This is a genomic window from uncultured Veillonella sp. (assembly GCF_905209685.1).
In the GTDB taxonomy this organism is placed as follows: Bacteria; Bacillota; Negativicutes; order Veillonellales; family Veillonellaceae; genus Veillonella.
The window spans coordinates 1-15053 of record NZ_CAJLUB010000034.1 but is presented as its reverse complement, the minus strand read 5'-3'; the positions used below and the strand labels follow the sequence as shown (position 1 = coordinate 15053).

15 protein-coding genes are annotated in these 15053 nt (G+C 36.8%); all 15 read left to right on the top strand.

Annotation, left to right across the window (positions count from 1 at the left end):
* The first annotated feature begins 22 nt into the window (after positions 1-22).
* The 15 genes from QZ055_RS04205 to QZ055_RS04135 all read left to right on the top strand — a co-directional run bounded on the left by QZ055_RS04205 (position 23) and on the right by QZ055_RS04135 (position 14882).
* On the top strand, positions 23-634 hold the full coding sequence (locus tag QZ055_RS04205) for a CpsD/CapB family tyrosine-protein kinase (RefSeq protein ID WP_295824867.1): 612 nt from the start codon (positions 23-25) through the stop codon (positions 632-634).
* A gap of 74 nt (positions 635-708) precedes the next feature.
* The gene (locus QZ055_RS04200; RefSeq protein WP_295824864.1) at positions 709-1908 is read left to right on the top strand and encodes a DegT/DnrJ/EryC1/StrS aminotransferase family protein; all 1200 of its coding nucleotides are present in this window, start codon (positions 709-711) and stop codon (positions 1906-1908) included.
* A complete protein-coding gene (locus tag QZ055_RS04195; RefSeq protein ID WP_363178727.1) occupies positions 1902-2588 on the top strand; it encodes a sugar transferase in 687 nt (228 codons plus the stop codon). Before QZ055_RS04200 ends, QZ055_RS04195 begins: the two co-directional genes overlap by 7 nt.
* A gap of 11 nt (positions 2589-2599) precedes the next feature.
* On the top strand, positions 2600-3460 hold the full coding sequence (locus QZ055_RS04190; protein ID WP_295824860.1) for a phosphorylcholine transferase LicD: 861 nt from the start codon (positions 2600-2602) through the stop codon (positions 3458-3460).
* A 15-nt stretch (positions 3461-3475) separates the two neighbouring features.
* Positions 3476-4198 (top strand): 2-C-methyl-D-erythritol 4-phosphate cytidylyltransferase, encoded by a 723-nt coding sequence (locus QZ055_RS04185; protein ID WP_295824858.1) that lies wholly within the window; start codon positions 3476-3478, stop codon positions 4196-4198.
* Positions 4191-5240, top strand: coding sequence for an NAD(P)-dependent oxidoreductase (locus QZ055_RS04180; RefSeq protein ID WP_295824856.1), 1050 nt, complete (start codon positions 4191-4193; stop codon positions 5238-5240). Before QZ055_RS04185 ends, QZ055_RS04180 begins: the two co-directional genes overlap by 8 nt.
* On the top strand, positions 5237-6304 hold the full coding sequence (locus QZ055_RS04175) for a glycosyltransferase (protein WP_295824854.1): 1068 nt from the start codon (positions 5237-5239) through the stop codon (positions 6302-6304). Before QZ055_RS04180 ends, QZ055_RS04175 begins: the two co-directional genes overlap by 4 nt.
* A 19-nt stretch (positions 6305-6323) precedes the next feature.
* Positions 6324-7565 carry an O-antigen ligase gene (locus QZ055_RS04170; protein ID WP_295824852.1) on the top strand — a complete coding sequence of 414 codons (1242 nt, stop codon included), beginning with the start codon at positions 6324-6326 and terminating at the stop codon, positions 7563-7565.
* Positions 7543-8475: an ATP-grasp fold amidoligase family protein gene (locus tag QZ055_RS04165; protein ID WP_295824850.1), complete on the top strand. Its 933-nt coding sequence runs from the start codon at positions 7543-7545 to the stop codon at positions 8473-8475. Before QZ055_RS04170 ends, QZ055_RS04165 begins: the two co-directional genes overlap by 23 nt.
* Entirely contained in the window at positions 8453-9592 is a 1140-nt protein-coding gene (locus QZ055_RS04160; protein WP_295824848.1) for a CapA family protein, read from the top strand. Before QZ055_RS04165 ends, QZ055_RS04160 begins: the two co-directional genes overlap by 23 nt.
* On the top strand, positions 9592-11043 hold the full coding sequence (locus QZ055_RS04155; protein WP_295824846.1) for a lipopolysaccharide biosynthesis protein: 1452 nt from the start codon (positions 9592-9594) through the stop codon (positions 11041-11043). Before QZ055_RS04160 ends, QZ055_RS04155 begins: the two co-directional genes overlap by 1 nt.
* 26 nt (positions 11044-11069) lie before the next feature.
* The gene (locus QZ055_RS04150) at positions 11070-12167 is read left to right on the top strand and encodes an NAD-dependent epimerase/dehydratase family protein (RefSeq protein ID WP_295824843.1); all 1098 of its coding nucleotides are present in this window, start codon (positions 11070-11072) and stop codon (positions 12165-12167) included.
* Positions 12168-13334, top strand: a complete 1167-nt coding sequence (locus QZ055_RS04145) for a nucleotide sugar dehydrogenase (protein ID WP_295824841.1) — start codon at positions 12168-12170, stop codon at positions 13332-13334.
* A 34-nt stretch (positions 13335-13368) separates the two neighbouring features.
* Entirely contained in the window at positions 13369-13815 is a 447-nt protein-coding gene (locus QZ055_RS04140) for a VanZ family protein (RefSeq protein WP_295824840.1), read from the top strand.
* 263 nt (positions 13816-14078) lie between these two features.
* Entirely contained in the window at positions 14079-14882 is an 804-nt protein-coding gene (locus tag QZ055_RS04135; protein WP_295824837.1) for a CpsB/CapC family capsule biosynthesis tyrosine phosphatase, read from the top strand.
* Positions 14883-15053: the final 171 nt, after the last annotated feature.

Below are 15053 nucleotides of genomic sequence, written 5' to 3'. Positions count from 1 at the left end.
TGGCGCAAAGTGAGAGGTTAATATGATAAGACTAATTTCTAATGAACGTGGTGATACATCGTTAGTAGAGGCATATCGTACATTGCGCAGCAATTTACAATACGTATGCAATCAACATAAAAGTAAGATAATTTGTATTACAGCTGCTACTAGTGGAGAAGGTACCTCTGAGGTGGCGGCCAATACGGCAATAGCTCTATCAAAGAATAATAATAAAGTTCTTTTAGTAGATGGTAATTTACGCAACCCAGTACAGCATGTAGCATTCAATGTACAAAATAAAGGTCTCACAAATGCAGTTATTATGGATGAAGATTTGACGATTCATCGTAATATTGTGCCTCATTTAGATGTGCTTACTGCCGGCGAGATAGTTGAGCATCCTTCTGAAGTAGTTGATTCTAGTAAGTTATCTACAATTTGGGAGTATATTCGCGATGAATACGATGTGGTTATCATTGATACACCGCCTGTATTAGATGTTACGGATGCTATTGTATTAGCGGAAAAATCTGACGGTGTTATGCTTGTTGTTAAGAATGAAGTGACAAGCCCTAAAGATTTAATAGAAGCAAAAAAACGACTGACTCAGGTTGGTATTCCTCTACTAGGATCCATCGTAATTGATGCGTAGTAGTAATTAATATAAATTTGATTTGATAAATCAAGCGTATCCATAAGGTACAGAAAGTCATGAGGTGATTGTATATGAAAATTAATTTTTCCCCTCCCGATATTACAGAGTTAGAAATCAATGAAGTTGTAGAAGCCTTAAAAAGTGGTTGGATTACAACTGGTCCGCGCACAAAAGAATTAGAGAAAAAGATTGCGGCACAGTTAGGTACACCTAAAGCTGTTTGTTTAAACTCTGCTACCGCGGCGCTTGAGATGTCTCTTCGTGTATTAGGTATTGGCCCCGGCGATGAAGTAATTACTAGTGCTTATTCCTATACAGCTAGTGCAAGTCCTGTTGTTCATGTGGGAGCTACACTAGTTCTTGTAGATACCCAAAAAGATTCCTTTGAAATGGATTACGATGCAGTGGCTCGTGCTATTACGCCAAAAACAAAAGCTATTATCCCCGTAGATATTGCAGGGGTCCCTTGTGACTACGATCGTTTGCGTTCCATTGTAGAAGAAAAGAAATCTCTCTTTACACCATCTAATGATATTCAAAAAGCATTGGCACATATTCCTATTGTAGCGGACTGTGCACACTCCTTTGGGGCCTCATATAAAGGTACACCAACAGGTAATGTAGCTGATTTCAGCAGTTTTTCCTTCCATGCAGTAAAGAATTTTACAACTGCTGAAGGGGGCTGTGCTACATGGCGACACATAGATGGTATCGATGATGAAGCTATTTATAAGCAATTCCAATTATTATCTTTGCATGGTCAAGATAAGGATGCTCTTGCTAAAACAAAAGCAGGCGCTTGGGAATATGATATTAAAGGTACCTATTATAAATGTAATATGACCGATATTATGGCGGCTATTGGATTAGCTCAATTTGAGCGATACCCAAATTTGTTAGCACGTCGTAAAGAAATCATCGAAGCTTATGATACAGCTTTTAAAGACTTACCGGTTACATTGCTACATCATTATACTGATGAACATCAAAGTAGTGGGCACTTGTATTTAGTACGTTTAGATGGACAAGATGCTGAATATCGCAACAAGGTAATTGAAGCTATGGCTGAAGCTGGCATTGCAACGAATGTACATTACAAACCAATTCCGATGCATACGGCTTACAAAAATTTAGGATTCACTATTGATGATTATCCAAATGCTTATAATCAGTTTAAAAATGAAATCACATTGCCTCTTCATACATTGCTAACAGATGAAGAAGTGCAATATATCATTGAACAGTTTAAAAGGATTATTACGGAATGCTAGTAAAAAACTTTCACGATCTCCCAAAAGAGCTGCAGTGTGAAGCTGTGCGTCCTTATTTTGAATTGTTAAATCAAAAGCGTGGGAGCCTTTTATGTAAAAGTATTTTTGACCGCCTTATGGCCGCAGGAATGCTCATTATATTGAGCCCTGTATTTCTTGTGTTAGCCATTATGATTAAACGGGATAGCGAAGGAGAGGTTTTCTTTCGTCAAACACGGGTTACACAGTATGGCCGTACCTTTGGCATCTATAAATTTCGCACAATGGTAAAAAATGCAGAATCATTAGGTGCTCAAGTGACATCACAAAATGATATGCGCGTTACTAAGGTTGGAAATATGCTTCGTAGTTGTCGTCTTGATGAATTGCCTCAGCTGATTAATATCCTTTTAGGAGATATGAGCTTTGTCGGCACAAGACCAGAAGTGTCTCGCTATGTGGAGGCTTATACCGATGAAATGAAGGCAACCCTATTATTGCCAGCTGGTGTAACTAGTGTGGCAAGCATTGCTTATAAAGATGAAGATCAACTTTTACAAAATGCTCAAAATGTAGATGAAGTCTATATTAATGAGGTATTACCAGGCAAGATGGCTTGGAATTTAAAGAGTATTAAAGAATTTTCTTTTCTACAAGATATTAAAACGATGGTTGATACAGTATTAGCTGTATTACGTTGAAAGAGGTCCCTATGAGTACATCTATGACAAAGGAAATACAAGAAAAAGAGCTTGCTATGTTGCTGTACTTTAAAGAGTTTTGTGACAAACATAATTTGCGCTTTTACCTCTGTGGCGGTGGTCTCATTGGGGCTATACGTCATAATGGTTTTATCCCTTGGGATGATGATTTAGATTTATTTATGCCACGTCCCGATTATGAAAAATTAGCTGAATTATGGCCTAAATATGCAGATACAGAACGGTATACGTATTGTCGAACTGATCGAAATCATATCTATCATGATGCGGGTGCTTCTATTCGAGATAACAACACGACATTTATTAATCGTCATAGTATGCACGAAGATATTTGTCATGGTTTGGCTCTTGAAATTATGCCTATTGATGGATGTGCACCAGGAAAAATCAGTCGTGCACTGCAGCTTATGTGGGCCATGACCTTTGCACTTTTCAATGCCCAACGGTTGCCTGATAATAAAGGACCGATGTATCGTGCATTAGCAGGATGTATTTACAAGGTATTTTCTAGTCAGTCGTTACGGTATCATATTTGGCGTTTTGCGGAAAAGCAAATGACTAAATACGATTTCAATACGAGTAAGGAGTGTACTGAATTAATTGGTAGTTTGAAGGGTATGAAGCTGCGTCATCCTCGAGAAGACTTCGAATCTGTTGTATATAAGGATTTTGAAGGTCATCAAATACCAGTTATGAAAGGGTATGAAAGATATTTACGTCTCATTTGGGGCGATTATATGCAACTACCTCCAGTAGAACAGCGCGTAGCTAAACATGATGCTGTATTTGCTGATTTGCATACACCTTACAAGGAGTATAGAGGCATACATTATGCCAAAAACGAAGCTTAACCTTAAGGAGGGCCTATGAAACGAATAGCAGTAATCTTTGCGGGTGGCGTAGGTGCTCGTATGAATAACAGCAAGACGCCAAAACAGTTTCTTGAATGGAACGGTAGACCTATTTTGATTCAAACTTTAGATGTATTTGAACAAACGGACTTAATTGATGGCATTGTTCTAGCCTGCAAAGCAGAGTGGATTGATCACACCAAGAACCTCATCAAAGAGGCTAGGTTACAAAAGGTTCTATCCATTGTTCCAGGTGGAGAAAGTGCTTTAGATTCTCAATATAATGGATTGGCAGAAGCGAAGCGTTTATTTCCTAATGAAGATGTTACTGTATTGATTCACGATGGTGTTAGACCGCTTGTAGATAAGGAAACAATAGAGAGAAATATCGAATCTGTAGAAACAAAGGGGTCTGCTATCACTGTTACACCTGCTATTGAAACCGTTATGGTTACAGATAATGTTTCTATCAATCGCATATTAAATCGCAGTGAATGCCTTATGGCAAAAGCACCTCAAAGCTTTAAACTAGACGATATTCTATCGGTTCATGATCGAGCAAAAGCAGAAGGTATCCATGATTTTATCGATTCTGCGTCCATGATGATGCATTATGGTTACACATTGTATCCAGTATTAGGGGAGACAGAAAATATAAAAATTACGACACCATCTGATTATTATATGTTCACAGGTATTATTAAGAACCGTGAATTAGGAGGATTACAAGATGAGTAATTCCGTTATTAAACGCGAGTTAGCAGCTTTACTACAAGATAAAAAGCACTTTGATTTCCTCCGCCATCAACGCATTCTTGTGACAGGTGCGACGGGACTCATTGGCTCTATGTTTATAAAACTGCTTATACTTGCTAATGAAGCGTATGGTCTAGATATACAGGTAATAGGTCACGTACGTAGTCATGACAAAGCACAGGCTATTCTAGGTGATTATTTAGATAATGATTCTATTACACTTATCGATGGTTCTTTAGAATCTATTGATGTGCCTTGTGATTATATCTTACATGGTGCAGCACCAACACAATCTAAATTCTTTATGGAGCATCCTGTAGAAACGATTCGTACTTCGATTCATGGGACGGAAGCTATGCTAGAACTAGGCCGTCATAAAACGGTAAAGAAACTTGTATACCTATCGAGCATGGAACAGTATGGTGTGCCTTATGAATCGGGACAAGTAATGACTGAAGAACGATTAGGTTATTTAGATCATTTGAATGTGCGTAGCTCTTATTCTGAAAGCAAAAGATTATGTGAGTGTTATTGTAAATCTTATGCCGTAGAATTTGGTGTTCCTGCTGTTATAGCTAGATTAGCCCAAACCTTTGGACCAGGTGTTCCTGTTTCAGATAATCGCGTATTTATGCAATTCACTAAGAGTGCTCTAAAAAATGAAAATATTGTACTTCATACAAAGGGCGATTCTATGTCTAATTATTGCTATATTACGGATGCATTAACGGGCATTTTAACCCTTATGAAGGATGGCGAAGCTGGTGAGGCATACAATGTATGCCATGATGAGGAAACACGCTCCATAGCAAGTATTGCGCATTTGGTAGCAACTCATGTAAGCCATGATAAGAGTGAAGTCATTTTTGATATTCCTGATGATGTTCAAGGCTTAGGCTATGCGCCGACAGTGCACATGTTCTTGAGTTCAAAAAAATTAAAGTCCTTAGGATGGCAGCCTAAGGTAACAATGGCGCAGGCGTATGTAAGACTTGCAGAATATATCCAAGAGGAAGGCCTATGAAAAAGGAAATAATCATTGTTACCATCTCCCTTGGTAATGATGGAGCTGAACGAATTTTAACAGAGTTGGCTCGTCAATGGGTGCATGATGGTCATCATATTACGGTCATCCAAACTAGTCCCAATCGTTATGGTAATGAATATGCCTTAGAAAATGGGATAGAGCAAATTGAAATTCATACCACAAGTTCTAATAAAGTGATTCGCTTTATGCAGGAAATAAAAGAGCTAATTAAGATTTTAAAGACTAGACCGAATGCTACATGTTTATCATTCTTGTCTGCATCTAGCTTTATATTGGCTATTAGTTCCTGGTTTGTAAAGAATCGCATTGTCTTTTCAGAACGAAATAATCCGCGTAAGGTACCTATCGGTTGGCATCAACAAGCGCTGCGTAATTTTGCTTTTCGCTTTGCTGATGCGTTAGTATTCCAAACGGAAGATGCACGTTCATATTTTCCTGAATCTGTACAAAAGCGTGGTGTTATCATTCCAAATCCTATTAATGGTAAATTGCCACCACCAATTGAGGGAGAACGGGAAAAGACGATCGTTACAGCATGTCGCTTGCATCCGCAAAAGAATTTGCCTATGATGATCAATGCATTTAGTATGCTATCAGATGAGTTTCCAGAGTATAAACTCGTTATTTATGGGCAAGGCGTTTTAGAGGATGAACTACGAGCTCAAATAAAATCTCTTAATTTAGAGGATAGAATTTTATTGCCTGGCTTTGCTAGTAATATTTTAGAGAAGGTCGCACCTTGTTCTATGTATGTTTCATCATCTGATTTTGAAGGTATTTCAAACTCTATGCTTGAAGCGCTAGGCATGGGCTTGCCTACAGTTGTTACAGACTGTCCAGTAGGTGGGGCTCGTATGGTCATAACAAGTGGAGAGAATGGTATCTTGGTGCCTGTAGGAGATACACAGGCTATGTATGAAGCCATGCGTAGCGTTCTAAAAGATCCTGCACTAGCAGCTAAACTTTCCCGAGAAGCCATTAAGGTGCGTGACAAATTCCCACTATGCAAAATTGCTAAACGTTGGTTAGATGTTTTATGAGTTGTAAGGAGGAGAACCATTGAAGTTAAATATTACGGCTATTGCTGACCGCATGATATGGTTCATAACTCTAATTTTTTTAGTGTTGTCGTTGACCATTTCCTTTGCCCTTGGCGATGCGAATTATGGTGCCTATGTATTATTTGTATGCCTATTTGGACTTATTATTTGTTATCTCATTCGAGAGCGGGGAGTTATTAAATTTAGGCTTACCTGGATGCATGGTTATATGCTCCTCTTCATTGGAGCCTGTTATCTGAGTACTATTAATGCTATAGAGCCATCTGTAGCACTCAGTCGAAGCTTTGATATCGTCAAAATATTCTTTATGCTTATCATTTTATACATGTGTTATCAAGATAAAACATCAGTGGACACATTATTAAAAATTGGTATGTGGACTGGTTATATAGTTTGTTTTTACACTGTATATTTCTATGGCTTAGATTACTTTATTATGGTTTTGTCATCTTCTGCACGAATTGCAAATGATGCATTAAATGCGAATACTGTAGGTTTATTAGGTGCCAATGCTATCGTTATGACATTGTATTACATGTTATACGATCGACCTCGTTGGTGGAATATTATAGCCTTACCTACATTGGGGATTCTAGCAGCTACTGGTAGTCGTAAGGCGTTAGTATTTGTTGTTGTTGGTACAGTATTACTATTTGTATTTAAAAGTTTACGTAGTGCCAATGTAGTAAATTCTATTGCTAAGATTATTGGCTCATTATTAGCTCTTACTATCATTGGTATTGCAGTTCTACAATTACCTATGTTTTCAGAGGTTCTGGATCGTATGTCGAGTATGGTGGATGCTTTCTCCGGTACTGGTGGTGATTCATCTACCATTATTCGTTTAGCCTTGGTTGATATAGGATGGGATTTATTTTATCAATCGCCCATAACTGGGGTGGGTGTAAATAATCCCTCTGTACTTACCTATTTTTTATATGGTAAAGAGAACTATTATTTACATAATAACTATATTGAATTATTAGCGGGTACAGGCGTAATCGGCTTATTGGCGTATTACTCAATGTATGTGTATATAGCTTATAACTTAATTCGTTACCGAGACTTTCATAGTAATGAATACGTAATGGTCCTTATTTTATTCCTTTCTCAAATTGTTATGGATATGGGGATGGTTTCTTATGAAAGTAAGAGTACATATTTTTATATGATGATGTTTTATTTAGAGGTGCAATTGCTTCGGAAAGGACGTAAAAATGAAGCTCAGCAAATTGTGTAAAGTTGGCATGTCCTTTTTAACAAAACCTTACTATCGCACGCGAGTATTGATTAAATTGGGTTATTATGACTCTTTATCGGATGAAGAGTTTTTAAAGAAGGTATTTCCTAAATACATGGGATATCCTTTAGACTTAGAGAATCCAAAAACTTTCAGCGAAAAGTTACAATGGCTAAAGGTTAATTATAGAGAGCCTATACAAACAGTAATGGTAGATAAGCATGAGGCTAAACATTTTATTTCTCAGCGTGTAGGCGATCAATATATAATTCCCACACTGGCTGTTTGGGATTCCGTAGAGGATATCGACTTTGATGCATTGCCTAATCAATTTGTTTTGAAATGTACACATGATAGTGGGGGCATCGTTATTTGTAAAGATAAGTCATCCCTTGATCGAGAGGCAGCTAAAGCAAAGTTAAGAGCATCTCTAAAACGTGATTATTCTAAAATTGCCAGAGAATGGGCTTATCAGAATGTACCGCGTCGTATTATAGCAGAAGAATATATTTCTGAATTGGGCAATGATGATTTATTAGACTATAAGATGTATTCCTTCCATGGAGAACCAAAGTTAACTGTAGTATGTTCAGATCGCTTTTCAAAGACTGGAACGCGTATGAACTTCTATAATATTGATTGGGAGCCTATGGGGATTCATTTTGGTCATTATCCTCCATTACCTACGGAGTTTCCGAAGCCAGCTACGTATGAGGAGATGAAACGTCTCACAGCTGAGCTAAGTAAGGATTGTCCGTTTTTACGTGTTGATTTCTATGAAATAAAGGGACGACTGTATATTGGAGAGTTAACGTTCTTCCCTGGTGCAGGATTAGAAAAGTTTCGTCCTATATCAAAAGATTATGAATTGGGAGAGTGGTTACACCTTGAAACTGTACATCGGGGCTGATTTTGTCCCTACGGATATAAACAGAGAATTATTTGAAACTGGTAATGTAGAAGCTTTAGTTGGTAAAGAATTGTTAGGCCTCTTTAATCAATCTGATTTAAATGTGTTTAATCTAGAGGTGCCCTTAACTGATGCATCTACTCCGATTGATAAATTTGGTAATAATTTAAAGTCGCCCACAAAAACAATTTACGGATATAAAGCTTTAGAGCCTATATTTTTAACACTGGCTAATAATCATTGCTTAGATCATGGAGTAGAAGGGTTAACAACTACATTAGAGCTATTAAAAAAGCATGATATTAAAAATGCAGGTGCTGGTGCTAATGTAAAGGAAGCTAAAAAGCCATTTATCTTTGAAAAAGAAGGTATACGTATAGGATTTTACCTATGTGCAGAACATGAGTTTACCGTTGCTTCTTGTCATACAATGGGGGCCAACCCCTTTGATGTATTGGACAGCTTTGATGATGTAGAAGCGTTAAAGAAAACATGTGATTATGTTATCGTTCTATATCATGGTGGGAAGGAGTTTTATCGCTACCCATCGCCAATGCTCCAGAGATATTGCCGCAAATTTGTTGATAAAGGGGCAAATCTTGTAATTTGCCAACATAGTCATTGTATAGGAACCCGTGAAGATTATGGTGAGGGTACCATTATTTATGGTCAAGGTAACTTTATTTTTAATTCTGAATCTTATATAAACCATAAGGAATTCGTAAAAGATTCCTTATTAATCCGTGTAGAGGCAACAAAGGATAGTTTTATTATCTCTGAAGTGCCAATTCGTAGTACGGAACTGGGAACGCGTTTAGCTACTGAGTCAGAAGCAGATGAAACTTTGACAGCCTATAAACAACGAAGTGAACACATTAGAGATGCTCATTTTGTAGTACAAGCCTATAAAGATTTTGCTGATACACATGTAAAGCGTTATTTACGTGAATTTATCGGTAGATCATTTATTATACGTGCAATCAATGCATTATTTGGTAGAAAATTAATGCAACTCCTATTAGGAAAAACAAGTTATTTAGCAATTCAAAATTACTTGGAATGTGAAGCTCACCATGAATTATTCTTGCGGGGCATTAAGAATATCAATAAAAAATAATGGATACTAAAATAGTAGCTGCTGCTAAATGGTCTGTCATAACAGAGGTTTTAGCAAAGCTTATTACACCACTAACAAATATAATATTGGCCCATATGTTAGCGCCTACGGCGTTTGGTATATTGGCAACGATTATGATGGTTATATCCTTTGCAGAGATGCTTGCTGATGCGGGATTTCAAAAGTTTCTTGTACAGCATGAGTTTGAAAGTGATAAAGAAAAACAGGAGGCTACAGATGTAGCTTTTATTGCCAACTTAGTGCTTTCTTTACTCTTATGGGGGGCTATTATAATCGGTCGTGATGAGTTGGCTATATTGGTCGGTAATGATGGTTTAGGTATACCGTTAGCTGTAATGGGGGCCATGATTCCGCTATCTGCTTTTAGCAGTGTACAGATGGCACTATATCGACGGGATTTTAATTTCAAGTTTCTTCTTAATATCCGGCTCATTACAATTCTAACGCCTATATTGATATCCATACCTATGGCACTCATGGGCTATGACTATTGGTCGTTAATCGCCGGTATGTTAGGGGCTCAGTTGTTCACGGCTTTAGCCTTATTAAAGAGCAGGAAGAATCAAATCCATTTATTCTTTAGTGGGCAGGTCTTTATGAAGATGTTCAGCTATAGTGCATGGTCACTAGCTGAAGCATTTTCCATCTGGCTTACAGCGTGGGTGGATACCTTCATTATTAGTCGCTTTTTAGACGCCTATTATTTAGGAATATACAAAATGCCTATGGCTATTGTAACGACTGTTATGGCCATGGCTACTTCATCCTTGGCACCTGTATTATTTGCAGCCTTAAGTCGAGTTCAGAATGATCAACAAGCATTTTCAAATACATTCTTTACCTTCCAACGCTATATGGCTCTATTCTTAGTGCCTATAGGAATAGGATTGTTTGTATTCCAAGACTTTATTGTTGATCTCTTATTGGGACCACAATGGAAACTAGCAGGTATTGTATTGGGATCTTGGGCCTTGAGTTCCGCTATTATGACAGTAACAGCGAATTTGATTTCTGAAGTATTCCGTGCAAAAGGAGTTCCTAATTTATCATTCTGGACTCAAATATTGCACTTAGTTGTATTAATACCTGTAATTTATATTTGTATTCAGTATGACTTTAGTACATTTGTCTATGCACGTTCAATAGTACGCATGGAAATGTTAATGGTTGCCATGATTTTCTTGGGATTATTTATCCATATGAGTGCCTTACGTGTGATTACTAATATAGGTGTATATCTAATCACCGCATCTATTGTTGGCGCTATTGCGTATAGTGTTTTACATATATATGATGCGGTGTGGTGGACTATAGCTTGTATGATGTTATGCGTAATACTATATGTGGTTATTTTATGTATCATTCCATCTGAGCGTACCATTATTACTTCTGGCGTTGATAAAGTGTTACGTAAAGTAAGACGCTCATAATTAACAGAACTATGAAAGGAGTACATATGCTTTCAAAAAATGTAGATTTAAACAATACGGTGATCCTAGTAACGGGAGCCGCTGGATTTGTAGGGGCTAATCTTGTTATGTCCCTTTTATCTGAAGCAGAAGGAACTCAAATTATCGGCATAGATTCTGTTAATGATTACTATGACGTGGCTTTAAAGGATTATCGTTTGCAACAAATTGATGAGATGAGCAAAGATAATAAAAATACGTGGATCTTTAAAAAAGGTAATATTGCAGATAAGGCTTTTATTGAAGAAATCTTTTCTACTTATAAACCACGTGTTGTTGTTAACTTAGCAGCACAAGCTGGTGTTCGTTACTCTATTACAAACCCAGATGCTTATATCGAGTCTAATATTATTGGTTTCTACAATATATTAGAGGCTTGTCGTCATTCGTATGATAACGGTGAAAGTGGAGTAGAGCATTTAGTCTATGCATCATCTTCTTCCGTATACGGTGCGAATAAACAAATCCCATACTCTACAGAGCATAAAGTAGATAACCCAGTTTCTCTGTATGCGGCTACTAAAAAATCAAATGAATTATTGGCTTATTCTTATGCCAAGTTATATAACATTCCTAGTACAGGGCTTCGTTTCTTCACTGTGTACGGTCCAGCGGGGCGTCCAGATATGGCATACTTTGGCTTTACTAATACGTTGCGGAACGGTGGCACTATAAAAATCTTTAACTATGGTAACTGTAAACGTGACTTTACCTATATTGATGATATAGTAGAGGGCGTATCTAAGGTCATGTGTGCGGCTCCAGAACGTCGCAACGGTGCCGATGGTTTACCGGTTCCTCCGTATGCTATTTATAATATTGGTAATAGTCATCCTGAAAATTTACTTGATTTTGTGCGTATTCTATCTGAAGAATTAGTTGCTGCGGGCGTATTACCAGAGGATTATAATTTTGAAGAACATAAAGAATTAGTGGCGATGCAACCAGGCGATGTACCTGTTACCTATGCAGATACAAGTGCTCTAGAAGAAGATTTTGGATTCAAGCCAAATACATCTTTACGTGAAGGGTTACGGAAATTTGCTATATGGTATAAAGAGTTTTACATGACGGAGGGCAAATAAATGAAGATTGCGATTGCTGGTACAGGCTATGTAGGCCTTTCAAACGGTGTTTTATTAGCACAACATAATGAAGTGGTGGCCCTCGATATTATCCCTGAAAAGGTTGAAATGCTAAATCGCAAAGAGTCGCCTATTGTAGATGCGGAATTGCAGGAGTATTTAGCTACTAAGAAGTTAAACTTTAAAGCTACATTAGATCCTGTAGAAGCTTTTAAAGGTGCTGAGTATGTTATTATTTCAACGCCTACTAACTACGATCCTCAAAAGAACTTTTTTGATACCTCTTCTGTAGAACAAGTTATTAAAACAGTATTAGATATTAATCCAGATGCTGTTATGATTATTAAGTCCACTGTGCCAGTTGGGTACACCGTTCAAATGCGTAAGGAATTTAATACAGAGAACTTGATATTCTCTCCAGAGTTCTTACGCGAAGGTAAAGCTTTATATGATAATTTACATCCTTCTCGTATTGTGGTAGGGGAAGACTCTGAACGGGCCCGCCGTTTTGGACAACTATTAGCTGATGGTGCTATTAAGGAACATGTACCTCAATTATATACAGACTCTACGGAAGCAGAAGCGATTAAATTATTTGCTAATACGTATTTGGCATTGCGCGTTGCATACTTTAATGAGTTAGATTCTTATGCTGAGGTTCGTGGCCTTAATACAAGCCAAATCATCAATGGCGTTTGTTTAGATCCTCGTATTGGAGACTTCTATAATAATCCATCCTTTGGTTATGGTGGGTATTGTTTGCCAAAAGATACTAAGCAATTATTAGCTAACTATAATGATGTTCCACAAAATTTAATCTCTGCTATTGTTGATGCTAATAGAACGCGTAAAGATCATGTTGCAGATGTTATTATAGGGAAGAATCCTAAAATTGTTGGTATTTATCGCTTGACGATGAAAATGAATTCTGATAATTTTAGAGCATCTGCAATTCAAGGTGTAATGAAGCGTATCAAGGCAAAGGGGATTGCCGTAGTTGTTTATGAACCGACTCTTGATGCAGAAGATTTCTTTAATTCACCTGTTATTCGCAACTTTGAAGATTTTAAACGTGTTAGTGACGTTATAGTCGCTAATCGTTGGGATAAGAGCTTAGAAGATGTGAAGGATAAAGTTTATACAAGAGATATTTTTGACCGCGATTAAGATAGATATGTATTATGGCGTTTAGGAGAGTAATATGAAACGTTGGATACTATATATTCTATTAGGTCTAATTGTATTTTTTATATGGGATAATTCGATGCAAAATGGCGGATCTTCAGATGGAATTAGCTTGCTCTTTGCAGAGATCTTTGCTCCTATAGTAAATAAGTTAGGCTTTCATGGAAATATATGGACCTTGAATAGGATTGTTCGAAAGTTAGCCCATCTTACAGAGTTTACAATCCTTGGTGGTGTTTTATATACGATTCTACGTCGATATATTACATACGGTACCGTAATAAAGACCATAGGTTTAGGCATGTTGATAGCTGGTCTTGATGAATTTATACAATTGTTCTCACCAGGTCGTAGCTCTCAACTTTCTGATATTTTAATTGATACTGTTGGTGTCGTTATTGGTATTCTAGTAGTAAAGCTAGCCCATTACATCAGGTATAAACGAAGTACATTTAAAAATTAAATTGTTAATAATATACAAATATGTAAAAATACCTCATAATCTTAGCGATTATGAGGTATTTTTAATGAAGATAACATGAAAATATAAAAAATATATTAAATGAACATATTATAATTTATCTATTTTTATATAAAAACCACTGTACAAGCCACTTTTCCCTTGATATAATCATGAATAGAAAATGAAAAATAAATGAGATAAACATGAACTTTATAAAGAGAACGATTTCTGTAAGGGATTATCGTAAGTAGAAGGGAAAGAATATGAATCGCGTGGTTGACTTACATGGTTGCATTTTGCCAGCTGTGTTAGGGCCTCAAGGGCCACAAACAATGGCAGAATCAGTAAAAATGATAAAATCCTTGGCTGAACAAGGTATTACAGATATTTTTAGTACACCTGATGTAACCGTATCTATGGATATGAATACATGGGATGAGATGGAAACAACATTGAATGATGTGAAGCTTGCTGTAGGGGAACAACAAGTGGATGTAACTATTCATGGTGGTGCTCGCGTTTTGCTTTGTGATGAAATGATTGAATATATCGTTGCTCATCGCAATCAGTATCTGTTGGGTAATAGCCATTTTATGTTAGTAGCATTACCTGAAAATAGTAAAGTTCACCATATTAATGCATGGTTGCTAAGCTTACTAGATATGGACATTGTTCCTATTATTAGTGAAGTAGAAACGCATCGCCAATTATTTACAAAGCCAGAACAGTTATTGGAATGGGTAGATAAAGGGATTTTAATTCAATGTAACATGGCATCCTTTAATCATAGTAATGCTAATTATCATAGAGCAATCGAATTATATCGTAATGGATTAATTCATTTCTTTGGTACTGGTTATTGCAATGAAAGTGATGTACAAGCGCATCAAGGGTATGTAGAAGCTATTTCTAAATTAGACAGTACATACAAAAAAGATTTGTTGCCAAATATTCATCTCAATGAGCGCGATCTTTTAGCTGATCGCACATTCTATCCTACTGTTCCTCCTAGTTGGGTAGGTCAAAAATCTAACTTCTTGACTCGTCTATTTGGGTTTACATTATAATTTAAATAGGTTCTTTTATTCATGCTATATTAGCATGGCTGAAAGAGCCTATTTTTACTTTATATAGTATTTGTTCTTGAAAACAACCACCATATATAGTATACTGAGTTAGCGGTAAAAATAGAGAGTTTACTAATAATTCTTTACGTTTTTACATATAAATTTATAAAA

Coding starts and splice junctions, on each gene's coding strand:
- QZ055_RS04205 (WP_295824867.1), top strand. CDS start 23: ATGATAAGACTAATTTCTAATGAACGTGGTGATACATCGTTAGTAGAG.
- QZ055_RS04200 (WP_295824864.1), top strand. CDS start 709: ATGAAAATTAATTTTTCCCCTCCCGATATTACAGAGTTAGAAATCAAT.
- QZ055_RS04195 (WP_363178727.1), top strand. CDS start 1,902: ATGCTAGTAAAAAACTTTCACGATCTCCCAAAAGAGCTGCAGTGTGAA.
- QZ055_RS04190 (WP_295824860.1), top strand. CDS start 2,600: ATGAGTACATCTATGACAAAGGAAATACAAGAAAAAGAGCTTGCTATG.
- QZ055_RS04185 (WP_295824858.1), top strand. CDS start 3,476: ATGAAACGAATAGCAGTAATCTTTGCGGGTGGCGTAGGTGCTCGTATG.
- QZ055_RS04180 (WP_295824856.1), top strand. CDS start 4,191: ATGAGTAATTCCGTTATTAAACGCGAGTTAGCAGCTTTACTACAAGAT.
- QZ055_RS04175 (WP_295824854.1), top strand. CDS start 5,237: ATGAAAAAGGAAATAATCATTGTTACCATCTCCCTTGGTAATGATGGA.
- QZ055_RS04165 (WP_295824850.1), top strand. CDS start 7,543: ATGAAGCTCAGCAAATTGTGTAAAGTTGGCATGTCCTTTTTAACAAAA.
- QZ055_RS04155 (WP_295824846.1), top strand. CDS start 9,592: ATGGATACTAAAATAGTAGCTGCTGCTAAATGGTCTGTCATAACAGAG.
- QZ055_RS04150 (WP_295824843.1), top strand. CDS start 11,070: ATGCTTTCAAAAAATGTAGATTTAAACAATACGGTGATCCTAGTAACG.
- QZ055_RS04145 (WP_295824841.1), top strand. CDS start 12,168: ATGAAGATTGCGATTGCTGGTACAGGCTATGTAGGCCTTTCAAACGGT.
- QZ055_RS04140 (WP_295824840.1), top strand. CDS start 13,369: ATGAAACGTTGGATACTATATATTCTATTAGGTCTAATTGTATTTTTT.
- QZ055_RS04135 (WP_295824837.1), top strand. CDS start 14,079: ATGAATCGCGTGGTTGACTTACATGGTTGCATTTTGCCAGCTGTGTTA.